23 protein-coding genes are annotated in these 25,457 nt (G+C 53.0%); 19 read left to right on the top strand and 4 right to left on the bottom strand.

Features of this window, described 5'->3' with window-relative positions:
- The first annotated feature begins 186 nt into the window (after nucleotides 1-186).
- Nucleotides 187-1,599 (top strand): DEAD/DEAH box helicase, encoded by a 1,413-nt coding sequence (locus tag AACY98_RS11995; protein WP_339805544.1) that lies wholly within the window; start codon nucleotides 187-189, stop codon nucleotides 1,597-1,599.
- Nucleotides 1,600-1,614: 15 nt separating this feature from the next.
- Here AACY98_RS11995 and AACY98_RS11990 read toward each other — a convergent pair whose 3' ends face one another.
- Complete coding sequence (locus tag AACY98_RS11990; protein WP_339805313.1) at nucleotides 1,615-1,815, bottom strand: hypothetical protein; 201 nt, start codon at nucleotides 1,813-1,815, stop codon at nucleotides 1,615-1,617.
- A 58-nt stretch (nucleotides 1,816-1,873) separates the two neighbouring features.
- Here AACY98_RS11990 and AACY98_RS11985 point away from each other — a divergent pair, with 58 nt between their 5' ends.
- Nucleotides 1,874-2,866, top strand: a complete 993-nt coding sequence (locus AACY98_RS11985; RefSeq protein ID WP_339805311.1) for a TIGR04222 domain-containing membrane protein — start codon at nucleotides 1,874-1,876, stop codon at nucleotides 2,864-2,866.
- A complete protein-coding gene (locus tag AACY98_RS11980) occupies nucleotides 2,766-3,923 on the top strand; it encodes a radical SAM/SPASM domain-containing protein (RefSeq protein ID WP_339805309.1) in 1,158 nt (385 codons plus the stop codon). The genes AACY98_RS11985 and AACY98_RS11980 overlap by 101 nt, the downstream gene beginning before the upstream one ends.
- On the opposite strand, the gene AACY98_RS11975 is transcribed toward AACY98_RS11980, so the two are convergent.
- Nucleotides 3,912-4,784 (bottom strand): symmetrical bis(5'-nucleosyl)-tetraphosphatase, encoded by an 873-nt coding sequence (locus AACY98_RS11975; RefSeq protein WP_339805307.1) that lies wholly within the window; start codon nucleotides 4,782-4,784, stop codon nucleotides 3,912-3,914. The two genes, AACY98_RS11980 and AACY98_RS11975, sit on opposite strands and share 12 nt — an antisense overlap.
- Nucleotides 4,785-4,983: 199 nt before the next feature.
- On the opposite strand from AACY98_RS11975, the gene AACY98_RS11970 reads away from it, so the two are divergent.
- Nucleotides 4,984-5,832, top strand: coding sequence for a DUF4743 domain-containing protein (locus AACY98_RS11970; protein ID WP_339805305.1), 849 nt, complete (start codon nucleotides 4,984-4,986; stop codon nucleotides 5,830-5,832).
- 18 nt (nucleotides 5,833-5,850) lie between these two features.
- On the opposite strand, the gene AACY98_RS11965 is transcribed toward AACY98_RS11970, so the two are convergent.
- A complete protein-coding gene (locus AACY98_RS11965; protein ID WP_339805303.1) occupies nucleotides 5,851-6,369 on the bottom strand; it encodes a hypothetical protein in 519 nt (172 codons plus the stop codon).
- A 354-nt stretch (nucleotides 6,370-6,723) separates the two neighbouring features.
- On the opposite strand from AACY98_RS11965, the gene AACY98_RS11960 reads away from it, so the two are divergent.
- The 5 genes from AACY98_RS11960 to metF all read left to right on the top strand — a co-directional run bounded on the left by AACY98_RS11960 (nucleotide 6,724) and on the right by metF (nucleotide 14,060).
- A complete protein-coding gene (locus tag AACY98_RS11960; protein ID WP_126979251.1) occupies nucleotides 6,724-8,334 on the top strand; it encodes a peptide chain release factor 3 in 1,611 nt (536 codons plus the stop codon).
- A gap of 65 nt (nucleotides 8,335-8,399) precedes the next feature.
- Nucleotides 8,400-9,272 carry a 4-hydroxybenzoate octaprenyltransferase gene (ubiA, locus tag AACY98_RS11955; protein ID WP_339805300.1) on the top strand — a complete coding sequence of 291 codons (873 nt, stop codon included), beginning with the start codon at nucleotides 8,400-8,402 and terminating at the stop codon, nucleotides 9,270-9,272.
- Nucleotides 9,273-9,446: 174 nt separating this feature from the next.
- A complete protein-coding gene (locus AACY98_RS11950; protein WP_339805298.1) occupies nucleotides 9,447-10,304 on the top strand; it encodes a 4-hydroxybenzoate octaprenyltransferase in 858 nt (285 codons plus the stop codon).
- A gap of 387 nt (nucleotides 10,305-10,691) precedes the next feature.
- Nucleotides 10,692-12,974 carry a 5-methyltetrahydropteroyltriglutamate--homocysteine S-methyltransferase gene (gene metE / locus AACY98_RS11945; protein ID WP_339805296.1) on the top strand — a complete coding sequence of 761 codons (2,283 nt, stop codon included), beginning with the start codon at nucleotides 10,692-10,694 and terminating at the stop codon, nucleotides 12,972-12,974.
- A 162-nt stretch (nucleotides 12,975-13,136) separates the two neighbouring features.
- Nucleotides 13,137-14,060 carry a methylenetetrahydrofolate reductase gene (metF, locus tag AACY98_RS11940; RefSeq protein ID WP_339805294.1) on the top strand — a complete coding sequence of 308 codons (924 nt, stop codon included), beginning with the start codon at nucleotides 13,137-13,139 and terminating at the stop codon, nucleotides 14,058-14,060.
- A 32-nt stretch (nucleotides 14,061-14,092) separates the two neighbouring features.
- Here the strand turns inward: metF and proC are convergent, their stop codons facing one another.
- Complete coding sequence (gene proC, locus AACY98_RS11935) at nucleotides 14,093-14,920, bottom strand: pyrroline-5-carboxylate reductase (protein WP_339805292.1); 828 nt, start codon at nucleotides 14,918-14,920, stop codon at nucleotides 14,093-14,095.
- Nucleotides 14,921-15,185: 265 nt separating this feature from the next.
- Here proC and AACY98_RS11930 point away from each other — a divergent pair, with 265 nt between their 5' ends.
- From AACY98_RS11930 to AACY98_RS11885, 10 genes are all read left to right on the top strand, one after another.
- The gene (locus AACY98_RS11930; protein WP_339805290.1) at nucleotides 15,186-16,613 is read left to right on the top strand and encodes an ATP-binding cassette domain-containing protein; all 1,428 of its coding nucleotides are present in this window, start codon (nucleotides 15,186-15,188) and stop codon (nucleotides 16,611-16,613) included.
- A gap of 71 nt (nucleotides 16,614-16,684) precedes the next feature.
- On the top strand, nucleotides 16,685-17,089 hold the full coding sequence (locus AACY98_RS11925) for a hypothetical protein (protein ID WP_126979263.1): 405 nt from the start codon (nucleotides 16,685-16,687) through the stop codon (nucleotides 17,087-17,089).
- 119 nt (nucleotides 17,090-17,208) lie between these two features.
- Entirely contained in the window at nucleotides 17,209-17,850 is a 642-nt protein-coding gene (locus AACY98_RS11920; RefSeq protein ID WP_339805288.1) for a hypothetical protein, read from the top strand.
- A 2-nt stretch (nucleotides 17,851-17,852) separates the two neighbouring features.
- Nucleotides 17,853-18,215: a hypothetical protein gene (locus AACY98_RS11915; protein WP_339805286.1), complete on the top strand. Its 363-nt coding sequence runs from the start codon at nucleotides 17,853-17,855 to the stop codon at nucleotides 18,213-18,215.
- 281 nt (nucleotides 18,216-18,496) lie between these two features.
- A complete protein-coding gene (locus tag AACY98_RS11910; protein ID WP_339805284.1) occupies nucleotides 18,497-19,426 on the top strand; it encodes a 2-hydroxyacid dehydrogenase in 930 nt (309 codons plus the stop codon).
- A 47-nt stretch (nucleotides 19,427-19,473) separates the two neighbouring features.
- Complete coding sequence (locus AACY98_RS11905) at nucleotides 19,474-19,998, top strand: YbaK/EbsC family protein (RefSeq protein ID WP_339805282.1); 525 nt, start codon at nucleotides 19,474-19,476, stop codon at nucleotides 19,996-19,998.
- A gap of 220 nt (nucleotides 19,999-20,218) precedes the next feature.
- Entirely contained in the window at nucleotides 20,219-21,460 is a 1,242-nt protein-coding gene (locus tag AACY98_RS11900; protein ID WP_339805280.1) for a diaminopropionate ammonia-lyase, read from the top strand.
- Between the two features lie 126 nt (nucleotides 21,461-21,586).
- A complete protein-coding gene (locus AACY98_RS11895; protein ID WP_339805278.1) occupies nucleotides 21,587-22,339 on the top strand; it encodes an SDR family NAD(P)-dependent oxidoreductase in 753 nt (250 codons plus the stop codon).
- A 213-nt stretch (nucleotides 22,340-22,552) separates the two neighbouring features.
- Nucleotides 22,553-23,974 carry an MBOAT family O-acyltransferase gene (locus AACY98_RS11890; protein ID WP_339805276.1) on the top strand — a complete coding sequence of 474 codons (1,422 nt, stop codon included), beginning with the start codon at nucleotides 22,553-22,555 and terminating at the stop codon, nucleotides 23,972-23,974.
- Nucleotides 23,975-23,982: 8 nt separating this feature from the next.
- The gene (locus AACY98_RS11885) at nucleotides 23,983-25,392 is read left to right on the top strand and encodes a DUF459 domain-containing protein (protein ID WP_339805274.1); all 1,410 of its coding nucleotides are present in this window, start codon (nucleotides 23,983-23,985) and stop codon (nucleotides 25,390-25,392) included.
- The last annotated feature ends 65 nt before the right edge of the window (nucleotides 25,393-25,457 follow it).

The following is a 25,457-nucleotide window of genomic DNA, read 5'->3' as shown; positions in this document are numbered from 1 at the left end:
AGATTTTGAGGGAAATACGTCTTATTTTGTCGAATTTGGCCACATTTGTGGAACATTTCACTGACAGCGGGGCTCAAAACGCAGTACGATGAAAAGTTATTGAGCGAATTTTTAAAAGGATCACATTTGGAAACCTCTTTTTTCAGTCTGGCATTGGCAGACTCTTTGCAAAAAGCCATCAAGGAGATGGGCTATACCAGTATGACCCCGATCCAGGCCAAAGCCATACCGATGGTGCTGGACAATCATGATGTGATGGGGGCTGCACAGACCGGAACAGGAAAAACCGCCGCGTTTTCCCTGCCGCTGTTGCAAAAAATGCTCAAGCATGAGAACAGCAGCATGTCGCCTGCGCGCCATCCGGTGCGGGCAGTGGTGTTGTTGCCAACGCGTGAACTGGCCGATCAGGTAGCAGAATCGGTTCGCGCCTATGCCAAGCATACCAAGCTGAAAATTGCCTGTGTGTTTGGCGGTATGGATATGAAGCCGCAGGCCGCCGAGCTCAAAGGCGGGGTGGAAGTGCTGATTGCCACCCCCGGGCGCCTGCTGGACCATATTGAAGCGCGCAACTGTGTGCTGAACCAGGTGGAATATGTGGTGCTGGATGAGGCCGACCGCATGCTGGACATCGGGTTTCTGCCGGATTTGCAGCGCATTTTGAGCTATCTGCCCAAGCAGCGGCAGACATTGCTGTTTTCCGCCACGTTTTCTCCGGAAATCAAAAGGCTGGCGCAAAGCTACCTGCATGATCCGCAACTGGTGGAAGTGGCGCGCCCCAATGCGACGGCAACCAATATTGAGCAGCGTGTGATCGAAGTGGCCGACAGCGATAAGCGACGGGCATTGGTCAAGCTGCTGCGTGATGAAAACATCACGCAGGCGATTGTTTTTAGCAACAGCAAAATCGGAACTTCGCGGCTGGCACGCGCTTTGGAGCGTGATGGATTTAAAACAGCCGCGCTGCATGGTGATAAGTCGCAGGACGAACGCTTGAAAGCGCTGGAAGCGTTTAAGCAAGGAGAGGTAACGCTGTTGGTAGCCACAGACGTGGCGGCGCGCGGACTGGACGTGAGCGATTTGCCTGCGGTGTTCAATTATGATCTGCCGTTCCACGCGGAAGATTATGTGCACCGCATTGGCCGCACCGGCCGTGCCGGGGCCAAAGGGATGGCAGTATCTTTTGTCGAGCCCGGACAGCGTAAACTGCTGGCGGAAATTGAGCGTCTGGTGAAAAAAACGTTTACGCTGGAGCGCATTGAGCTGGCGGACGAACATGCCAGACCTCACCGCACGCGGGAACGCGCCTCCGATGAGGGTGAACGCAGAAGCTCACAGCGTAACCGTGGTTACAAGGAGCGGTTGGAGCGGGAGCCATCTGCCGATGCCAGTGAGGTGGGCTATGCCCTGCCACAAGGCAAACGCAGCAGCGACCCGCTGTTTGACCAGCCGTACCAGGAGCCAGAAAACGCTACTGAGCAGGCGGCATGGGACGTGAGCCTGCCGGCACTGTCTTCGCAGAAAAACTTTTTATCAAGGTATATCAAGCCCAAACGCAAACAGGTTGCTGCGCTGTTGGGCGGTAACGAAAGCAATAAATAGCGTTGCTTTGACTGTTTAACTGCTGATTTCATTTCCTGACAACATGCCGCATTTATATGCGGCATGTTTTTTATGTGCAATCAATGAGTTGTACGGAAAAGGCGGCAAGTGTTTTGCCCGGTGCATTGGTTTGTGCCGGATAAAGGATTGAAGCATAACTTTTCCCTGGGGGGTAATTACAAAACCAGTGTCTTTTTCTGGCAGATTGGCTGCCATTGGAGTGTATGGCTATATACTGCGCATGCGAACATGAATCATCAGGTAAAGGATGCACATGGGAGTTTTTTTTGATAACTTCATTGCAAATATGTATGGCCCCCACTTTTTGGTTTTTTATCTTTTCTGGATAATAGCCATTTCTGTGCTGACATGGTTTGCCGTTAAAAAACTTTCACAGGTTTATTTTCAACCGGTTTTGCTTTCAGGGAATGTCAACCCGTATGAAGTGGCGACTTTGCGGGGAATTGACAGCCTGTTAAGTGTGATTGTTTTCAGGCTGCTGCATCTGGGTTTCCTGATGCCTGTATCAGATCAGCCGCAGGAGCTGGTTAAAAACTTCAATAAGAGTGAACAGCATAAACAGGCACTTTCGGAGTTGGAAAGAAAGTTGCTCAAACACTTTCGCACGCCTTCGGCGATGACCACTGCGCGCGAGCATGTACAGCCGGCGTTTTTTCATAATCTGCGGCTGCTACAAAATGACAGTTTGATAGTTTCCGCCGGCAATATGTACCTGATACGTTTTTTTGCCTGGTTTGGTTTTGCCGCTATTTTAGGCATGGGTTTTTACAAACTGGTTGCAGCGCTGACAACCGGGCATGACAACGTTATTTTTCTATGCATCATGATGTTGATGAGTGGCATCATTTATTACAAAATGGTACTGAGTAAGAAAGGTGGTTTTCTGCACCAGCAGAGGGCGTTACTGACCAATAAAGGCATCAGCCTGATCAATCACCTGATGCGTACACTGGGGGTACTCAGAAAAGATAAACAGGCACTTGAGAAGGTGGTGCAGCATAAGGATGAAAATACCCTGCTGCTGATGTTTGCGCTGTTTGGCCTTGCTGCCATAGATATTGCCCAGGTGCGTGAGTATTCACCGCTGTTTCCCAAAGAGATGTTGTTTCCTTATGCAATAGGCACATTGTCTGCAGCGAATGCACGTGCAGGCTCAACTGGGGGGTGTGGCGGCGGTGTCGGATGCAGTGGCGGTGGGAGTGGATGCGGCAGCGGTTGCGGCGGTGGATGTGGTGGCTGTGGCTGACGCACATGCAGATGTTTCTGATGCGGACATGAGGTATCGCCCTCAAAGGTTGACCGTGCAGTGGCACATCACGGACCGCTGCAATCTGCGTTGTCACCATTGCTATCAGGACAGTTATACGCATGCAGGGCAGGATCTGAAAACACTGCAGGCCATTGCAGCACAGGTGTTTGCGCTTCATGAGGAATGGGAGGAAAGTGGAGCCAGAATTCCTCTGAGTTTTACCATTACAGGCGGCGAACCCTGTGTACATCCTGCATTCAGAGAATTGCTGTGCTTTTTGTCTGCTCACCCGAGCAAACCCGCATTGGGCATTTTAAGTAACGGCAGCCTGATTGATATCGGGCTGGCGCAGTTTTTTTCACGCCTTCCGGTGGCGTATGTCCAGCTCAGTGTGGATGGCAAGCCTGCCACGCATGATTTGATTCGCGGGCAGGGGCATTTTGAACAAGTGATTCAAGCGAGTCAGATTTTGCGTCAGGCTGATGTTCGTGTTGTCTGGTCTTTTACGGCGCACCAGGGCAATTTTCATGAGTTTGCCGATGTGGTGCGATTGGCCAGAAAGTACAAAGTCAGCCGTATCTGGTCGGACCGGATGATTCCTTCTGGTGGTGACAATGGGCTCAAGGCCTTGAATGCCGAACAGACCTCGCAGTATCTGATGCATATGCGGCAGGCATGGGGTGAAGCGTCCAGGCCAAGACACAACGTGACAGAGGTAGCCTTACACCGTGCGCTGCAGTTTCAGGCGCAGGGAAATAGTCCTTACCACTGCAAGGCAGGTGGGGAACTGGTGACGATCATGCCCGATGGTACGCTGTATCCGTGCCGGCGACTTCCGGTCAGCATAGGCAATGTGTTGCATACACCGCTGAAAACGCTTTATGACATGCCTTTGATGCAGGACCTGAGGGATTTTGAGGGACCGCAGTCATGTAACCCCTGTGTCTATAAAAACCTGTGTAAGGGAGGGCTCAGGTGCCTAGCCCATGCCGTCAATGGCGATATGTTCAGTGCCGATCCGGGGTGTCAGGCGCTGCAAAGGCTACTTCACTGAAAACGGGTCCACAGATTGCGAGCACATCACCTGAGAAATGGTGACCGGCGCGCATGTGTCTGTGTCTGTTACTGCAGGGGCGGTACCAGCCGTGTCAATTCGGGCGGCGCTTAACTGACCGCCCCACAGGCAGCCGGTATCGAGTGCCAGCAGGTTGGGGCGGTTGATCAGTCCCAGTACAGACCAGTGTCCGAACGCGATAGGGGTGTTTTCGGTTTTTCTCCCCGGCACTTCAAACCAGGGCATCAGGTCGGGCACGGGCGATGTGGCCTGGCCTTTGATTGTAAAGTTAAGCGTGCCATCGGCTTTGCAAAAGCGGATGCGGGTCAATGCATTGACAATAAAGCGCAGGCGGTCTATGCCGGTGAGCGTATCTGACCAGCGATCAGGCTCATTGCCGAACAGTTCCTGCATAAAGGCTTTGATATCTGAAGAGCGGAGAACAGCCTCCACTTCGTGTGCATAGGCAAGTGTCTGCGGCAGATCCCATTGGGGCACAACACCGGCGTGTACCATCAGCCAGCCGTGCTGATACAAAGCCATGTGCTGATGGCGTAACCAGTCGATGTAATACCACAGATAGGGGGATTTCAGAAGAGGCGTCAATGTGTCATGGCGCCTGACTTTGCGCACGCCATAGGCAACCCCCATCAGATGCGTATCGTGATTGCCGATCAGTGAGGTGACCGCATTGCCAAGCTGTACAACCGCCTCAAGCGTTTCGAGCGACTGCGGGCCACGGTTGACAATATCCCCCAGCAAAATCAGGTGATCGCGTGAGGGGCTGAAGTCGATCAGCTTTAAAAGCTGCTGAAAAGGCTGATAACATCCTTGCAGATCACCAATCAAATAAAGGGCCATGTTTGTGAGACGGAAAGTAAGGCAAAATGGGGTTCGAACGGTCCGCTTGCGCAGACGCCGAATGGTTGGAGTATAAGAGATGGGATGTTTTCATTTCAGAGGTGCATGCTAAATTCATGTTTGGTGCATAGTTGTTCCATGCAGGTTTAGAAAATAAAGAAAAATGTGAGAGTTGCTGTAAAAAATGTTGATTAACGCTATGACAATGGAGTTTTCTGCTTCACCTGCTCAGTCTGAAGAATTTGCACAATGGTTATACGGCTTGCAGCGCAGTTGCCAGCAGCCGCCATTAAAGCCACGTATGCCGCTTTACATCGGGGGGGCGCATGTGGGTTCTGTGGAGGAAGGCATTGCACAGCGCTTGTTGCAGCAGCATTTTTTCCGGCAAGAGGCCGGGCAGCTTGTTTTGGCACCTGATTCAGCAACCATGGTTTTGCAGGATGTTGCATTATGGCTGCGGGAAAAGGGCCTGGCGGCCAAATGGCGTGACGAACAACTGGCCGTGCTGGATGGCAGTGGCCAGACCCATGCAACAGTTGAGCGTGCCGTGATCCGTACGCTGGGGATGACAAGCGTGGCGGTACATCTGTTTGGCCGGCTGGCGGATGGCCGCATCTGGCTGCAGCGCCGGGCGCTGGATAAGGCGACCGACCCGGGCAAGCTGGATACGCTGGCTGGCGGGCTGGTTGCTGCGCATGAGCCTTTGGATGTGGCGCTGGAGCGCGAAACCTGGGAAGAGGCCGGGGTACGCTGGCCGCAGGTGAAGAATGTTCGCAAAGGCGAAATGTTTGTGGTGCAGTGCCCGATTGATGAACGTATTGGCGGGTATATGATTGAACAGTGCCATTGGTATACCGCACAGTTGGCCGATGATGTGTTGCCGGTGAATCAGGATGGCGAGGTGGCGGAATTTGCCTTGTTGTCACCCGAAGATATGGTGCAGGCCATGCTGGCAGGGGACTGTGCCGCAGAGGCGGCATTGATTTTTGCACGTGTGATGGGTATGGAAACAAACCGGAGCCATGGTAAAGGCCAAGTCGGCTCTTAACCCCTCTGGTGGCAAAAGCTAGGCGGCAGAGGGTTCGTTGTGTTCTGCTTGTGGTCCAGTATCGCTCTGGGTTTGTTCCGTTTGGGCAATCTGTCCGATATAGCGGGCAAAGTCGGGGTCTTCGCCTTCCAGAAGGCGTGGCAATGCAGCGCTGAAGTCACTCCGGCGGCACCATTGGCGGATAAAGTCTTCCCACGAGTACCAGAGCTGCCGGCGCCGCTGTGACATGCGCTTTCTGCACAGCAGCAGATAGGCCCGCTCAAAGATAGAGATCAGTATCTCAAACAGGGCATTGCGGCGCATGAGCTGCTCATCATTGAGTTCTGGATGAACTTTTTCAGACAGCAGGTAGAGATCCGAGTTGCCGATCACCTGTTTAAGAAAATCGGTGTAGGCGTTGGAAAGGGTGTCGTGAATTTCGAATTCTTCGTTTTCCCTGGCGCGTATGAAATTCCAGGCGAACACACCTACAGCAAACAGCAGGCTGAGAACTTTGGCTGTTTCGCCAACGATGGTGATAAGGGCTGTTTCAGTCATAAAGGGCCGGTTGTGGCAAGATGTGCTTGTAACGGGGCTTGTACCTGCAACTGACTGTAGTATAGCGATTCCGAAAGGGAATGGTTCAGGTGTACGGTTCAATACGCTTTTTAGGATGTACCAACAAGAGGGTTTGTGGAAAACCAAGGTTTTACTGCGGAGACCGCCCGGGTTACTGCTAAAAGGAGCCGAGTTCATTAGAATATCCCCTGGTTCTGATGAGGATGGCATGTTTGCCGGTCTGTGCAGAACCGATGACCGGCGCAGAAACCTGGACCCAAGTAATGTGTCAGCCATGCGCTTTGATAAAGCGTGCTGCATGCCGGTGTTTGGTATTTCTATAGAATAAATTTCATGTCCTCCATACCTGCTGAAGTCAAGCGTCGGCGTACGTTTGCCATTATTTCTCACCCCGATGCGGGGAAAACAACGCTCACAGAAAAGCTGCTGCTGTTTTCTGGCGCGATCCAGATTGCCGGCTCGGTCAAGGCGCGCAAAGCCAGTCGCCATGCCACTTCGGACTGGATGGAAATTGAAAAGCAGCGTGGTATTTCGGTGGCATCATCTGTGATGCAGATGGAGTACCGCGATTGCGTGATCAATCTGCTGGATACACCGGGGCACCAGGACTTTTCCGAAGATACTTACCGTGTGCTGACAGCAGTGGACGCTGCGCTGATGGTGATTGACGCGGCCAATGGTGTTGAGCCACAAACCCGCCGGTTGCTGCAGGTATGCCGGGCCCGTAACACACCGATCCTGACGTTTGTGAACAAGATGGACCGTGAGGTGCAGGAGCCTTTGGATGTGCTTGATGAAATCGAGCGTGAACTGGGCATGACGGTAACCCCGTTCACATGGCCGGTAGGCATGGGCAAGCGCTTTCATGGCGTGATGGATTTACGCGAGCAGCAGATGCGTGTATTCACGCCGGGTGAAGACCGGCATCATGATGACGACGAGATCATCAGCGGGCTGGATAACCCGGCGCTGGCGCAGCGCTTTGGCGCGGAATATGAGCAGGCTGCGCAGGAAATTGAATTGTTGCAAGAGGCTGCTGTTCCGTTTGATGAAGCTGAATTTCTGGCGGGTAAACAGACGCCGATGTTTTTTGGCTCGGCCATCAATAATTTTGGTGTGCGTGAAGTGCTGGATGCACTGGTTGACCTGGCGCCACCGCCGGAGGCCAGGCCGGCCATTCAGCGTGTGGTGGACCCGCAGGAGAACAAGTTCACCGGGGTGGTGTTTAAAATCCAGGCGAACATGGACCCGGCGCATCGTGACCGGATTGCATTTGTGCGGGTGGCCTCAGGGCACTTTACCCGTGGCATGCGGTTAAAGGTGGTGCGCTCGGGCAAGGAGTTGCGTCCCAACACGGTGGTGTCTTTTCTGAGCCAACGCAGAGAATTGCTGGATGAGGCGTATGCTGGCGATATCATTGGTATTCCCAACCATGGGGTGTTGCAACTGGGCGATACGCTGACCGAAGGTGAGCAACTGCAATTTACCGGCCTGCCGTTTTTTGCGCCGGAAATGTTCCGTACCGTGGAGGTGGCCGACCCGCTCAAGACCAAGCAGTTGCGGGCCGGGCTGACCCAGCTAGGCGAAGAGGGCGCCATTCAGGTATTCCGTCCGGTAGCCGGCAGTTTGCTGTTGTTAGGGGCAGTGGGCCAGTTGCAGTTTGAAGTGGTGGCACACCGGCTGGAGCATGAATACGGCGTCAAGGCACGTATCATGCCGTGCAAATTTACGCTGGCGCGCTGGGTCACGTGTGACGATCCGAAGGAGTTGCAGCGCTTTATCGGAGCCAATGGACACCGTGTGGCTTACGATGCGGTGGATGCACCAACCCTGCTGGTGGAGTATTTTCCTGAGTTACGGGCCATTGAGGAAAACTGGCCGAAGATACAGTTTCATTCCATGCGTGAACATTCCGGACTGGTATTTCAAAATAAAGAAGGATAGACGCGGGTTTTCCTTTTTGATCATTTCATGAAACAGGAGACATTGGCGTGAATGTGCGTGCTTATATGAATTTGGTCCGTTGGGACCGTCCCGCGGGCTGGTTGTTGCTGTTGTGGCCGACATTATCGGCATTGTGGTTGGCGGCCGGCGGTTTTCCAGGCTGGCATTTGATTATTGTATTTACGCTGGGTACGATTCTGATGCGCTTTGCCGGCTGCTGCATCAATGATGTGGCAGACCGCAAGTTTGATCTCTATGTGAAGCGGACGATCCACCGGCCGGTTACCTCCGGAGAGCTCAGTGTCAAGCAGGCGCTGATGTGCGGGGCCATATTGGCATTGCTGTCATTTGCCCTGGTGCTCACAACCAATCTGGCAACCATTGTGGCCTCGCTTCTAGGGCTGTTTGTTACGCTGATTTATCCGTATACCAAACGTTTTTTCTCCATTCCGCAGGCCGTGCTGGGGATTGCATTCAGCTTTGGCATACCGATGGCGTTTACCGCAGTGCTGGGCACCAACTGGACCTGGCATGGTGTGATCACAGGCACCCATATGGGCTATGCCTGGCTGCTGCTGCTGGGCAATCTGTTCTGGGTGATTGCCTATGATACCGAGTATGCCATGGTGGATCGCGATGACGATTTGAAGCTGGGCATGATCAAGACGTCGGCCATTACTTTCGGCAAATACGATACCTTCATCATCATGCTGTGCTATGTTGCGTTTCTGTTTATCTGGTCGCAGGTCGGATTCAGGCTGGGCGCACGCTGGCCTTACTGGCTGGGGCTGCTGGTGGCATTTGCGCAGGCGATCTGGCATTACACGCTGATTGAGAACCGTACCCGCGAGGGGTGTTTCAAGGCGTTTACCAAAAATCACTGGATTGGTTTTTCCATTTTTGCCGGTGTGCTGGCAGGCAGTCTGCTTCCTTATTAAGTCAGTGGCTGGCGGAATCAGGCCGGCATTTTTTGAGAATCCGCATAGCGACAAATCTGATCATTTCTGTTTTAAATCTTTTGCCGCGCCCAGCGCATTTGCAGATTGAATTACAGTTCATGTGTTGAATTGTGGGGGGAACAGTCAGTGAAGTGGCATGCTTATTTCAGATTGATGCGTTGGAACAGCCCGGCAACCGGGTTGCTGTTATGGCCAACGATGTCGGCATTATGGCTTGCTGCCCGCGGTTTTCCTGGCTGGCACCTGGTGATTGTGTTTGCTTTGGGATCGGCACTGATGCATTTTGCCGGCTGCTGTGTCAATGATACGGCCGACCGGGAGTTTGATCTGCATGTCAAAAGGACGCATGACCGACCGGTGACGACCGGGGAGCTCACGCCCCGGCAAGCGTTGACATGCGGCGCAGTACTGACGCTGATTGCATTTGCACTGGTGCTCACAACCAATCTGGCAACCATTGCCGCTTCGGTGTTTGGTGCATTGATCACGCTGTTTTATCCTTTTGCCAAACGTTTCATTTCGGTTCCTCAGGCGGTGCTCGGGGTGGCTTTCAGCTTTGGCATTCCAATGGCGTTTACCGCAGTGTTAGGCGGGCCATGGCATGCAGTGGTGACCGGGCCGGGAATGGGCTATGCATGGCTTTTGCTGTTTGGCAATTTCTTTTGGGTGATTGCCTACGATACCGAATATGCCATGGTCGACCGTGATGATGATCTGAAGATCGGTATCAAAACCTCTGCCATCACATTTGGGCGCTGCGACGTTTTGATTGTCATGCTGTGTTATGGCCTGTTTTTGTCCATCTGGTCTTATGTGGGTATCCGTTTGCATGTGCACTGGTTCTATTGGCTTGGAATGGCCGCGGCCGGTGCGCAGGCGATCTGGTATTACACCCTGATTAAAGACCGGACCCGCGAGGGCTGCCTGAAAGCCTTTAACAACAATCAATGGCTCGGCTTTTCAATTTTTGCCGGCTTGCTCATTGGCGGCATCATTTCACCTGGGGTTTAACCGGGCGCAAAACTTTGCTGCGATAGCCTGTCAGACAGGCGGATGTTGTGCTGCTGCTTGTGCAAAGTGCCGAAGGGTGTTTTGCACACAGCATGCCAGGCAGGTATATCGATATTGCAAAATAATCTATACCTGTGTCAAATCATGTAACTGTATGATTCTATAGGAATTTTTGTCATGCATGAATTTCATTCATGCATTGGTGAAAATAAAGCGCTTTTTTGACAGGTTTTTTCTGTTCAAAATGCCTTATCATTTGAAGTTCCGCCACTGGCCAGGGGCTGTATTGCATCTGGCAATTGCTGGGCGAGTCAGGATAAAGCATTCCGGGTGTTGCAAAGATCTCAGCGCCCGGCGTGAGCAGATTTGAAAACGAAAGGTAAATAAATGGCAAAGACACATTCGCTAGGCTTCCCCCGTGTTGGTCGTATGCGCGAGCTGAAATTCGCGCTGGAAGATTACTGGGCAGGTAAGGCAGAACTGAAAACACTGGAAGACACCGCACAGAAAATCCGCCAGTACAACTGGGGCGTGCAAAAAGGGCTGGACTTCGTGCCCGCAGGTGAGTTCTGTTATTACGACCATATGCTGGACATGTCTACCCGTCTGGGGGTGATTCCTGAGCGTTATGTGGCTGATGAGCCGGCGGTTACTACCTATTTCCGCATGGCGCGTGGCCGTGCTCCGGGTGGCAAGGATGTGGCCGCACAGGAAATGACCAAATGGTTCAATACCAATTACCATTATCTGGTGCCCGAGCTGAAAAAGGATCAGAAGTTTACATTGAATATTGCAGACCAGCTGGCACAGATCCGTGCTGCAAAAGCTGCCGGTGTGAATGTGAAGCCGGTACTGGTCGGGCCGGTGACGTTCCTGGCATTGGCCAAACAGCGCGATGCAGGCGAAAACAGCGAAGCACGCCTGGCGCATCTGCCGGCACTGTTGCAGGCGTATGCCCAATGGCTGAAGGCTTTGGCAGACGAAGGTATTGAATGGGTGCAGTTGGATGAGCCGATTCTGGTGACCGATTTGACGGCTGCATGGCAACAGGCTTTGCAGCAGGCTTATGCCGAGCTGAGCAAAGCACCGGTGAAAATTCTGCTGGCTACCTATTTTGGTACGCTGGGTAAAAACCTGGATACCGCTGTGAAACTGCCGGTGGACGGGCTGCATATAGATGCTGTGGCCGGACGAGTCCAGCTTGATGATGTGCAGAAACTGTGGCCGCAGGACAAGGTGTTGTCAGTGGGTATTGTCAATGGCCGCAACATCTGGCGCACCAACCTGCGCCAGGCAGTGGAAACATTGCAGCCGATTGCCAAGGCACGTGGCGATAAGCTGTGGGTGGCCCCCAGTTGCTCTTTGCTGCACAGCCCGGTGGATCTGACCTCAGAGGAAAGCCTGGATGGTGAAGTGAAATCCTGGCTGGCATTCGCAGTGCAGAAAGTGGGCGAAGTGGCCGTAATTGCCAAAGCGCTGAATCAGGGCGTGGATGCGGTTAAGGCTGAACTGGATGAGTCTGATGCCGTGGTGAAATCCCGCCAGACTTCCAAGCGTATTCACCACGACGCCGTGGCCAAGCGCATAGCTGCTGTGACGGAAGCTGATTACAAACGCAAGAGCCCGTTCAGTGAACGCATTCAAAAGCAGCAGGCACAGTTGAAGCTGCCGATGTTTGCGACGACCACCATTGGTTCGTTCCCGCAAACGCCGGAAATCCGTGCTTTGCGTCGCGACTGGCGTGCCAGCAAGCTTTCTGATGCTGATTACACCAAGGCGATTCAGGCTGAAATCAAGCTGGTGGTGGACGAGCAGGAGGCTCTGGGGCTGGACGTGCTGGTGCATGGCGAGCCGGAGCGCAACGACATGGTGGAGTATTTCGGCGAGTTGCTGGAGGGCTTTGCATTTACCCGTTTTGGCTGGGTGCAAAGCTACGGTTCACGCTGCGTGAAGCCGCCGATCATTTTCGGTGATGTATACCGCCCCAAAGCAATGACCGTGGAATGGACCAGCTATGCACAGAGCCTGACGAAAAAGCCGATGAAAGGCATGTTGACCGGCCCGATCACGATTCTGGGGTGGTCATTCCCGCGTGACGACCTGGCGCCAAGTCAGATCTGCCAGCAGATTGCACTGGCTCTGAGCGATGAAGTGCTGGATCTGGAAAAGGCAGGTATCAAGGTGATTCAGATTGATGAGCCGGCTTTCCGTGAACTGCTGCCATTGAAGAAGGAAGATCAGCCTGCCTATCTGAAGTGGGCGGTGGAGTCATTCCGTCTGTCCAACAGCGCGGTGGCCGATGAAACGCAGATTCACACCCACATGTGCTATTCGGAATTCAACGAGATCATTGAACCGATTGCTGCGCTGGATGCCGATGTGATCACGATTGAAACATCACGCAGCGACAATGAACTGCTGGAAGTGTTCCGCAAGTTCAAGTATCCGAATGACATTGGCCCGGGTGTTTACGACATTCACAGCCCGCGAGTGCCTTCGGTACAGGACATGGAGCAGTTGATTGAGCGTGCTGTCAACTATATTCCGGCCAAGCAGGTCTGGGTGAATCCTGACTGCGGGCTGAAGACGCGCCGCTGGGAGGAAGTACGCCCGGCGCTGAAGAATATGGTGGAAGCAGCGCATCACCTGCGTGCAAAATTCAAGGCCTGATTGCAGGAGTGCAGGACTTGAAATGCCAGCCTGTCGCTTTGACAGGCTGCAGGCTGGCAGATGAATCTGATTCAAAATGATATAAAGAGAAAGAGCATTCGCATTGGCCTGCAGTTCGGGTTGTGAGTGCGGGCTTTTCACATAGCCGCTGAGGGGCGCATTATGGCTTTGTCACATGCACAGCAACTGGAGTTGCTTAACCAGAGCGTAAGCGAGTTGAAAAATGGTACGCAGGTATCGTTTGAATTTTTTCCGCCAGCTACGGCTGAGGCGGAAGAAAACCTGTGGTCCACGATTACCAAGCTGGCTGCGTTAGGGCCGCGTTTCATGTCGGTGACGTACGGGCATAATGAGCAGTCGCGTCAGCGCACGCACAATGTGATCAAACAGATCAAAGAGCGCACAGGCATTACCGCTGCACCGCATCTGACGTGTATTGACGCTTCTGAAGAAGAGATTAAAAACATTGCCCGGGACTATTGGAACAGTGGTATCCGCCATATTGTGGCGTTGCGTGGCGATAAGCAGCCTGGGCGGCAATATACGAATTTTTACGCCAATGACTTGGTGCGCATGCTCAAAGAGGTGGCCGACTTTGAAGTCTCGGTGGCAGCTTATCCTGAAATGCATCCTGAAGCACGCAGCGCGCAGTCGGATCTGATTGCGCTCAAGCGCAAGGTAGAGGCCGGTGCCAGCCGTGCGATTACACAGTTCTTTTTCGATGTTGAGAATTATCTGAGATTCCGCGACCGTTGTGTCGGGGCCGGCATTGATGTTGAAATTGTGCCGGGGATTTTGCCGGTGACGAACCTGGAAACGCTCAAGCGTTTTGCCGGCCTGACCAATGTGACGGTGCCTTCATGGCTGGCCCAGCGTTTTGAGGGGCTGGAAAATGACGCAATGACACGGCTGCTGATTGGCGCTTCGATTGCCATGGATCAGGTGCGTGTGTTACGGCGCGAGGGCATCCGGGATTTCCACTTTTATACGCTGAACCGTGCCGAGCTGACGTATGCCATTTGCCATACGCTGGGGCGCAGGCCGGGCACGGCTGATTTGCCAGCCAAGGCCGAATCAGTATCCTGACCAGCCCGTTTGGCGAAGCGCGGCATTAGGCATTACTTCCCGAATTCGTCGGAAAGTTGCTGGCTGCGTTCGGCCGCTTTGTGCATGGCTTCAACCAGGTGCTGCTTGATGTGGTGCAGTTCCATATGAGAAAGCGCGGCATAAGTGGTACCACCTTTGGACGTGACGCGCTCACGTAAGGTGGAGACCGGGTCTTCAGACTGTGCTGCCAGTGCTGCCGCGCCCGCGACGGTGGCAACTGCCAGTTGGCGGCTTTGCTCACCGCTCAAACCCAGATCCTGCCCGGCCTGTTGCATGGCTTCGATCAGGTAAAACGCATAAGCCGGGCCGCTGCCGGATACTGCAACCACGCCATCCAGTTGGCTTTCCTGTTCTACCCATACGGTTTGCCCCACACTCTGGAGCAGGGTATCTGCCGCCTGACGGTCGACCTGTGAAACCGCATTCATGGCATACATGCCGGTAATACCTTGCCTGACCAGTGCCGGCGTGTTGGGCATAACGCGCACGATGCGTTCAGTTCCCAGCCAGGAAGCAATGCTTTGCGCTTTAATGCCGGCTGCAACACTGATATGCAAGGGAGATGAGGCAGGCAAAAAGGGCTTGATGGGCTGAACGGCCTCATGAAAAATCTGGGGTTTGATGGCCCAGACCAGGATTTTGGCCTGTGCCAGTATGTCGCAGGCCTGCTCTTGTGTCTGGATGCCGTATGCTTGTTTCAGGTGTTCGCGTTGCTGTGCATTGGGCTCAATGACACAGATGCTTTCCCGCGGGGTGCCTTGTTGAATCAGGCCGCCTAAGATGGCGGTAGCCATATTACCGCCACCAATGAAAACGGTCAGTGTAGGGTCAGTGCTCATAATGGATTGAATCAGGTTGATATATAAAAGAAGGGGCTAAATAGAGGAAATTATGTAAAGCGCAGGTGATGAAATAATTGTCTTGGTGAATTAAAAAGGAATTTTGCCAAAAATTATTTAAAAATGCTTTCACTGTGTATTAAAGCGGTAGTGGGAATAGCCTGTTTAATGTCATAATGAACCACCACGATTTGGATTACCATTGGCAACTCTCACGATGCGTACATTTTTATTAAATTCAGACTCGTAAAATCATAATCAAGCAATGTTACATATTCAAAACCTGACTGTTAAATTTGAACAGAAAAAGATTCTGCGTTCTATCAACCTGGATATTCCCCAGCAAGGGGTGACCGCGATTTTAGGTCCATCAGGCACCGGAAAGTCGAGCTTGATGCGTACTTTGACCGAATGGAGCGATGCCGGCGGCAAGTTACCAGCCTGGGTGGTTGAAGGTGCCATTGTGACAGAGCCCCAGAACCAGCCGGTCAAAATCGGCCTGGTCGGGCAGCGTCCCAAACTGGCGTTGGCATCGGTGCAGGAAAACCTGATGAGTGAATGGCCGTTGCGCGAACAGTTGACGTGGCAGGAGCAGCAAAGCAGGCTGGCAGCGTTTTTGCAGGATTATGGTCAGCAAGGCCTGCTGGAAAAGCTTAAGACAAACCTGTTTGATTTGCCGGCAGCTCAAAAGTCTATCGTGGCGATTTTGTCCAAAGTGCTGGCTGGCTACGATATGTTGCTGATTGATGAGCCTACCGCAGAAATGACGGAAGAGGAGGCGCGTCCGGTGCTGGATCTGGTTCGGCAGTTAGGGCAGAGAATGGCGGTTGTTTTGGTAACACATTCAATTGCTCAGGCCAAAGATGTGGCAGACCGGGTGGCGTTAATGGCCAGCGGGTGTGTGCAGGAGGCAGGGGATGCCAAAGCATTTTTTACGGCACCGTCAACAGAGGTTGGGGCCAGTTTTCTGCGCACCGGCTCGTGCCCTGAAATGGCATATGAAGAAAGTGAACACGATCATGACAGCGATGCAGCGCCGGAGCTCTTCACCTCCAATGTTTCGGCTTTACACCAGGCAGATCGTGGAGCCGCCCCTGATTTCAGCAGCGGGGCCATGACAGAAGCATTTGACCCTGTTGCATGGGCCAAGAGCGATGAGGCCAAGGCCAAGACGGAACAGGTGGGCCCGAAAGGGTTTAACTGGATGCTCAAGGACATGCTGGCCGGAACGCCGCTGCCGGGCCTGCTCAGAGATGTGAATGACGATTTGCAGGCATTGAAGGATGCTGGGATTACCTGGCTGATTTCTTTGACCGAAGTTCCTTTTGATGCCAAGCTGGCTGCGCCGTACGGAATTTCCTGCAGCGCGGTTTCCATGCCCGATATGGCTGCGCCGACGATTGAGCAGGCAGAAAAATTGTGTCGTTTTATTGAGAAAAAACTGACTGAAAATGAAAAAATAGCTGTGCACTGCAAGGGTGGACAGGGCAGGACAGGAACGGTTTTGGGTTGTTATATGATATGGCAGGCACAAGGCATGCTGACTGGCAAAGATGCGCTGAAGGTGGTTCGCAGCGTGGATCGGGGCTGGGTACAGTCAATTGAGCAGATTGAATTTTTAAACCAGTTTGCCGATTGGGTGGCTTCCCAGCCCGGGTTATCATTTACAGTGTCTGATAAAGTGGTTTTATAGAGATTAAAATTCCTGTCGAATATCTGAGTGATATTTGTTAAAATAACGCTATAAATAAGAAAGGAAGCCCCATGAGCTCATTGGATTTTGCCTTGCAAAAGGCTGTAACATCAATTCCTGACTGCGTTGCCGCAGGCTACGTTGACTTGGATTCAGGGATGTTGTTGGCAATTAAAACAGTGGATTCTCATCCACGGGAAGTGATTGAATTGTTGGCTGCTGCAACTTCTGATCTGTTTCAAGGACAGAATGTGCAGTTGATTGAGCAGATTTTCCGTAAAGCGCGTGGCGTCAGCGAAGACGGCCGCCATTATTTCCAGGAAATCATTGTGAACAGTGACAACCTGCTGCACGTATTCCTGCGGGGCAAAAAGCAGCACCAGGTGGGCTGTTTCGTTTGCCGTAAAGGGGCTAACTTGGGGATGGTGTTGACCAAATCGCGGATGGCGATGCCTGAAGTTGAAGCTGCCTTATAAAAAAATGGGAAAAGCGCGTCTCCCATAAGGGGGATGCGTTTTTTTTTTATCAAGTTGACACAGCAAAACAGTCGGAAATAATTGGGCTTGTTTTGTGTTGTGCAGGATCATGAGGTTATATGTCTGAGCCGTTGCGCTATCTGACTCCCACTGTATCAGGTATTTTAAAAGGATTGTCTGTTGAGGCTCCTGCGCACGAACGCAGTCTGATGGAGTTTCTGGTTGCTCAGACCAGTTCTTTTGTTTTTGATATTCAGAAACTGTCTTTGGCTACAGAAATGGCCGTGAAAGACATTGCCCCAAGCCTGATGAAAATGATCGACCTGGGCTACCTGAATGTTGATGTCGCCATGACCATTGAACAAGGCAGTGTAGCTGCCGGCCAGCAGGGCAGTGCCTGGGTGCGTTTATGCGCGGCGCTGGATCAACTGGTGTGCGAGCAAAAGCCGGCCTGGATTGTGACATCTGATTTGTTATGCGTAGCGACCAGCAGCCAGTATACTGCTGCGCAGGCCGAAAACATGGCGATGGCCTGGTTTGGTCTTTCAGAATCAGCAGCGGCAGATAAGCCCGAAAGCGCTTATCTGCTTGAGTTTGTGAATACCCAGGTGCTGCTGCATTATCCGCGAGGTAACGCGTCTGCGTCTGTATCACCGACCGGTGTAGATGTGCCGGAGCTCAAGTCGGTCTGGACATTGGCCCAGGCGCTGCTTTGTTTGTGCGGATTTCGCCAGTTGACACGAATTAACCTGAGGAGATAAGTGTGTCGTCGAGTATTGAACAGTATCTGGATTCAGTGATTCAGGACGTTCCGAGCCTGCAACTGGCGGTTTTTGCCAGTGTTGATGGTCTGGTTTTGGCTCAGACATCCCGTTATGACGTGGATTCCGGCTTGGCGGCAGCCTGTGCAAGTGAACTGCTCAGACAAACGCAGTTACAGTTGTCTACTCTGGTTCCCGGTACCGAAGCTTCAGGAGTGCTGTTTTGGACTTCTTCTGGTGCATGGTATATTGAACGGGTGGCTAAAGCGGGCGTATTGCTGCTTCAGCTTTCAGATGTAGAGCATGTCGGGCTGGCACGTGTGGTAGCACGTAATCTGGCGGTACAGTTGAATAAATTGCTTTAATCCGGCGTTATTTTCCGTTATCTTCTGATAACGTTACGAAACTACAGGCATGGCATTCTCTCACAGGGGCCATGCTTTTGTTTTGGGCGGTTCTCTGGACGCAACTGCTGCGCAGCAGTGTTACTCTTAAGCCAGCCATATATTTCTTGTGCGGTATACAGTCAGATCAGATGTGTGAGTCTTTAGCTCAGACATCACATACAAAATGAGTGTGCCTGGTGGTATCCGGTATATTCAGACGATACTGGTAATTGAAGCCTGTTGCAAGGTGTGGGTGAATCATGAAAGTTTGTATTTTTTTCCGTGGATATGTGGAAGTGGATGCCCCGCTGTGGGCGCATGATTTACAAGAGGCATTGCCTGAGCACGAGGTGAAAGTCTGGCAGGAGGGAGATGCACCTGCTGATTACGCTGTGACATGGCGGGCCACACAGGCGTTTATCGACCACCAGACCAAGTTACGTGCGTTGTTCAATGCCGGTGCCGGGGTGGATGCTTTGTTACAGTTGCAACTGCCGCAGACTCTGCAGGTGGTACGCATAGAAGACAGTGGCATGGCGCAGCAGATGATTGAATATGTCAGTTATGCCTTGCTGCGTTTTTATCGCGAATTTGATTTTTACGCGCAGCAACAGGCGCATGGTCTATGGGAGCCGCGGCAGGTCAGAGACAAACAGGCATTTCCGGTGGCTATATTGGGGCTGGGGGTGCTGGGGCGTCAGGTCGCCCAGGCGGTACAGCAGCTCGGTTTTCCTGTGGCCGGCTGGAGCCGTACCGCCAAACAAGGGTTGCCGTTTGCGTGCCATGCGGGTGATGACGGATTGCATCACTTGCTGTCATCCAGTAGGATTTTAGTCTGCCTGTTGCCTTTGACCTCTGCGACGCAGGGCATTGTCAATGCGCGAACGCTGGCTTTGCTCAAGCCTGATGGCTACCTGATCAATATTGCACGTGGCGGGCATGTGGTTGAACCGGATTTGCTGGCCGCTCTTGACCAGGGGACACTTGCAGGGGCGATGCTTGACGTTTTTGCGCAGGAGCCGCTGCCGTTGGAACATCCTTTTTGGAAGCATCCTAAAGTGACCATAACACCGCATGTGGCCGCCGTCACGCCCAGGGCCAATACCATCAGGCAGATTGCAGAAAAAATTCGCCTGCTGGATCGTGGCGAAACAGTCTCAGGGGTGGTGGATAAACAATTGGGATACTGATAATACGAGGGTGTGCTAACACACCCCTGATAAAAGGAGACATACGGATGAACAATGTGAAGGAGGCCGCTCATGTGGGCCGTCTGCCTCAGGGCATTCGCCGGGTCCATACATTTTTAGAGCAACGCGGACATGGCTACTTTCCTGTGCTGTTTGATGATGCAGCAAACACAGCACAACAGGCAGCAGATGCTTTGCATGTGCAGTTGGGACAGATTGCCAAAAGTATTATTTTCCGGCGTAAAAAAGACGATGCTGCCGTATTGGTGATTGCCAGCGGAGACCACCGGGTAGATGAACATAAAGTGGCATGTCACCTGGGGCTCGATGCTTTTGGCCTGGGCCGCGCTGATGCGGATTTTGTGCGGGAGAAAACAGGGTTCGCCATTGGAGGCGTAGCGCCAGTGGCGCATACCTGTGCGCCTGTTACTTTGCTGGATCAGGCGTTGTTGCGGTTTGAGGTGATATGGGCTGCCGCAGGGCACCCCAAGGCGGTTTTTCAACTTTCGCCGTCAGACCTGTCTCAGTTTACCCATGCACACTGGTACGATGTTGCTCACAATATGCTTTAATGCTGTATAAATATACAGTTTATTTTATAATGTGGTACAAATGCTTAAAAAGCAAACATGTCATCAAGTGCGCAAACGTCTCATGGTATAAAGTAAAGACGGATGCCGTGGATGTAAAGGCCCAATAATCAGCAGAGACAGCATGCCTCTGATGGTATGTTGGAGATAGGGGAGCGTTCGGCTGCAATGCTCTTGAAAAGCTCGGATATTTGAGGATGTTATGAGCAAGATTCCCAATATGGCAGTGCATTATTTTATCAATCCTGCCTATGACAAAAACCAGAAATATGGCGCCAAGCAGGCTCATGTGCTGAACGCAGATGCACTGAAGGCAGCGCGCGCAGAAATAGAGAGCTGGCCTGATTACCATGTCACTCCCATGCACTCGTTGCAGGCATTGGCAGATGCGTTGGGCGTGGCGCATATCAGTTATAAAGATGAAGGCTCACGCTTTGGATTGGGCAGTTTCAAAGCGCTTGGCGGGGCCTATGCTGTGGGGCGCTTGTTGTGCCGTGAGGCCGGTAAACGCATGGGGCGTGATGTCACAATGAATGATCTGCGTGATGACCCGGATGTGCGGCAGGTCTGTGCGACGCTGACGGTGACGACGGCAACCGACGGTAACCACGGTCGCTCGGTGGCATGGGGTGCCAGCCTGTTTGGCTGCCAGTGTGTGATATATATTCATGCCACGGTCAGTGATGGGCGCCAGCAGGCGATTGAACAATACGGGGCCCGCGTAGTACGCACGCAAGGTAACTACGATCAGGCCGTGCACCAGGCAGATATGGATGCCAAGGAAAATGGCTGGTTTTTGATTTCTGATACGTCGTATCCCGGCTATACAGATGTGCCGCGCAATGTGATGCAGGGCTATCAGGTCATGGTGGCAGAAGCTGCTGAACAGCTGGAGAAGCCGCCAACGCATATTTTTGTGCAGGCCGGTGTCGGGGCTTTGGCGGCGGCAGTGTGCGGTTATTTCTGGGAGCATCAGGGCGAGGATCGCCCGGTGTTTGTGGTGGTGGAGCCTGATAAGGCCGATTGTTTGTATCAGAGTGCCCAGGCCGGGGAAATCAAAGCGGTGGATGGGGCTTTGGATACTTTGATGGCGGGCCTGGCTTGTGGAGAAGTGTCTGTGCTGGCCTGGGATATTTTGGCGCAGGGCACCAATGCGTTTTGCATGATTGATGACGCTGCGGCGGTGGCCACGATGAATGTGCTGGCGTATCCGCAGGGGGATGACCCGGCTATTGTCGCTGGCGAATCTGCTGTGGCAGGGCTGGCGGCTGCCATTGGTGCATTGCAGGATGCCAAGGCCCGAATGGATCTGGGGTTGGATTCGAAGAGCCGGCTGCTCTTTTTTGGCAGCGAGGGCGATACGGACCCGATGCTTTACCAGAAACTGGTTGGCGCCAAGGCTGAACAGGTATTGGCCGGCATTAAATTAAACGAAGGCGGTTAAAAAAAGAAGTAAGGCAGGAAGGTCCAACCCGGTTGGACTTTCTTTTTTTGACAGGCGCCATGGATGCAAGGAGGTTATGCATACAAACACAAGCGCCTTTGATTTGAAGAACAGAGGAGATAGACAATGCGTTTGAAAGATAAAGTCGCTTTGATTACAGGTGCTGCTGCCGGAATTGGTAAGGCAACGGCATGGAAGTTTGCCAAAGAGGGCGCCGCGCTGGTGTTGACGGATGTGAATGAGAACGGCGTCAAGCAACTTGCCAAAGAGATTGAGCAGGCGGGCGGCAAAGCGATTGGCATGGGGCATGATGTGACATCCGAACAGGCCTGGGTGGATGTGGTGCAAGCGGCGGTCAAGACCTACGGGACACTGGATATATTGTTTAATAACGCAGGCATCTACGTGATTAAACCGCTGGTGGAGATCACTTTGGAAGAGTGGAACCGGTTGATGGCAATTAATGTCACGGGTGTTTTCCTGGGCATGAAGCACGCGATTCCCGTCATGGCCAAGCAGCATAAGGGTTCGGTGATCAATGCGTCTTCGATTGCGGGCCTGAAGGGCGCTGCCGGACATGCATTGTATGGTGCCAGCAAGGGTGCGGTACGTATCATGACGAAAGATGTTGCCATGGAATATGCGGGTGACAATGTGCGGGTGAATTCTATTCATCCGGGCTATATTCAGACCGAGATGGTGGAGTATGCCTCTAAAACGACAGGTAAAGCCGTTACAGAGCTGGCACAGGCCTATCCTCTAAAACAGATTGGCACGCCGGACGGTGTTGCAAACCTGGTTTTGTTTTTGGCATCAGATGAATCCAGCTTCATTACAGGCGCTGAATATGTGATTGATGGTGGGGTGACTGCACAATAGTGTGGCTGGAACTCTCTGCCCAGTACGAAGGCGCCGTTCAGGGCGCCTTTTTTGCGATGCATTTAGCTGAGGGGGTGAAAAGAAGCCCTAGTTTTGAAGAAGAGTACGCGCATAAACAGGACTTAGACCTTAGAATTCAAAGTTTGGTGATTTTAAAGGCTCATGCATTTTTGCCGTGTCAGTTTAAGCGCTGACGGGGCAAGTCTGGTTTTTATGCTTTTTCCTACCGTAGAGTTTGGCCTGTTTTTTCTGCTGGCACTGGGTATATCCTGGGGCCTGTATCGCCATTTGGTGTGGCAGAAAGCGTTTTTACTGCTGGTCAGCTACGTGTTTTACGGGTTTTGGAGCTGGGCGTATGTGCCGTTGCTGTTCGGCATCTCGCTGTTTGCCGCCTTGATTGCGCAGCAGATTCAGCGCCACGAAGATAAAAAGGTCAGAAAACGCTGGCTGATTCTGGGCGTGGTCGGGTGTCTGGCCGTATTGGCGCATTACAAATACACAGTCTTTTTTCTGGAAACGCTGCTGGATGTCTGGAGCATATTCGGACCGCCGCCAACGCTGAACCTGGAAACCATTGAGCTGCCGCTGGGGGTATCGTTTTTTGTTTTCCATGCCATTTCACTGTTGGGTGATGTTTACCGAAACAAGCTTAAACAGAAGGTGGAGATTGGCGATTCGCTTTTGTATGTGGCGTTTTTCCCGCAACTGATTGCCGGCCCGATTCTGCGGGCCTCTTATTTCATGCCGCAGTTGCGTGTGCCGCGCGATCCGCAGCATATCCGCACCAACCGTGCGCTGATGTTGATTGTGATGGGGCTGTTTAAAAAGGTGGTCATAGCCAATACGCTGGCGACCCGGGTGGTCGACCCGGTATTTGCCGCCCCTGAGCTTTACAGCGGTGCAGATATGCTGCTGGGCATTTATGCCTACGCGGTGCAGATCTACTGTGACTTTTCCGGGTATACCGATATTGCCATTGGTTGCGCGATGCTGATGGGTTTTAAATTCCCGAAAAACTTTGATTCGCCTTACATGGCAGCCAGCCCACAGGAGTTCTGGCGGCGCTGGCATATTTCACTGTCAACCTGGTTGCGCGATTATCTGTATATCCCTTTGGGCGGCTCGCACAAAGGCCCATGGCGCACCAATTTGAACCTGATGGTGACGATGTTGCTGGGAGGCCTGTGGCATGGTGCCAACTGGACATTTGTGGTCTGGGGTGCCCTGCACGGGTTTTATCTGGTGGTGCATCGGTTATGGAGTCTGATTCCGTGGCCGGCTTTACAGCGCATGCGCAAGACAAAAACCTGGCGCTGGGTGGCACGGTTGCTGTTGTTTCATGCGGTGTGCCTGGGCTGGGTGTTTTTCCGTTCATCCAGTTTTGATCTGGCGTTTGATGTGCTGGGGCGGTTGTCGGATTGGGGAGCGTTTACACTGGCCAGTGCGCCGGTGCTGGTGATGCTGCTGATCGGCCTGGCCGGGCAATATACGCCGCGGCGCTGCCTGAACGGGCTGGAACTGCTGTTAGCCCGCTGGCCTGCCTTTACCAGAGGGCTTGCGTTGGCCGTAGCGGTTTTTGTGATTGATTTGTTAGGGCCCACTGGTATTGCGCCCTTTATTTATTTTCAGTTTTAGATAAGAGCATGAGTAAGCAGCGTCAACCTCTTTTGCGAAACAATTGCCGGCAACTGTTGTGGGTGGTGCTGGGCTTTGTGCTGTGCATCAGCCTGCTGGAGGCCAAGGGGCTGGTTGTGTGGGCGCAGCGGCTGGAGGTTGGGCCGCTGCAGCAGGGAATTTTACGACTGGTGGAGGCGGTTGACCGCAGTTGGAGTGCGGTGGCCGCACCGGTGACAGAATTTCGCCCGCAGGCACTGGGTTTTCTGACCAAGCATGGCTGGTCGGATATGCCGGTGGACACGCAAGACAACGCCGACTCGATAACCGGCGGAGCAACCGGACAGGATGGTGAGCCTTCTGTGGTGCCGGGAGGCTCGGATGGGGATTGTGGTGATACACCACCGTCTGCCCAGCCTGAAGGCGGAGAGGCAACCGGACAGCCGGATGGAACAGGCATTTTGGTGCCGCCTGGTTATGCCGGGGTAACGGCAGAGCAGATGCAGCAGGGCTGGCTGCCCGCCATTCAACCGGCGGAGGATATGAAATTGCCCCAACTGCCGCAGGCACAGACAGAGAAACCGCGCTATGTCGTTCTGGCCGGAGATTCGATGATGGCGGTAGGGCTGGGTGCACAGTTGCAGCGCGATCTGGCCGCGCATCGCAACAGCGTGGTGACAGTGAAGGCGTTCCGCTCGGCAACCGGGTTGGCCAGGCCGGATGTGTTTGACTGGCAGAAAGAATATCCGCTGATGGTGGGCAGCAATGTGAAACCTGCCGTGGTGATTGTGGCCATTGGTGCCAACGATACGCAAAACCTGGAGGTGAACCGCAAGGTGTTGACGTTGGGCAGCACCGAATGGCGTGACGTGTATGCCAGCCGCTTGACGGATTACCTGAATATGCTGACCCGGGATGGTGCAGTGGTACTGTGGATCAAGCTGCCACCGATGCGCCCGAATAAATACAACCAAAATATCAATGTGGTGAATGAAGTGGCCTACAGCGTGGTGTCACAGAACCCGCGCGCGATTTGGTGGGATGTATCAGACCGCTTTACCGATGCCAATGGCAAGTTCCAGGAGTTTGCCACCGTGCAGGGCGCGCGCAGACCGATACGGATACGGCAGGCAGATGGGATTCACTTGTCAGACGAGGGTGCCAAACTGCTTACCGGAGATATTGTGACATGGTTGAATCCGGCCCCCTTGCAACCGCCCAAACCACCGGAGCTGCCACCTGAACCGCTGCCAGAACCAGCGCCTGAGCAAGGCCTACCAGCAGAACCGCTTTCTGGTTCGGCGGAAGTACCTTCCGCTGGAACACCGGCAGTTTCTGCAAATCCTGCAACGCCTGCACAGGAGCAGACTACACCGCCGCAGTCTGAACTGGCAGAGACCATGCCACCTGCACAACCGCCGCAACCTGTTGGTGAATAGCAGGGATAACAGGAATAAAAGGAATAGCAGGGGCATAAAAAAAGAAGCGCATGTCATGCGCTTCT

The sequence above is a fragment of the Saezia sanguinis genome (assembly GCF_963921665.1).
Classification (GTDB): domain Bacteria; phylum Pseudomonadota; class Gammaproteobacteria; order Burkholderiales; family Burkholderiaceae_C; genus Saezia; species Saezia sanguinis.
The sequence above is the reverse complement of the archived record's forward strand: the minus strand, read 5'-3'. Positions and strand labels throughout refer to the sequence as shown.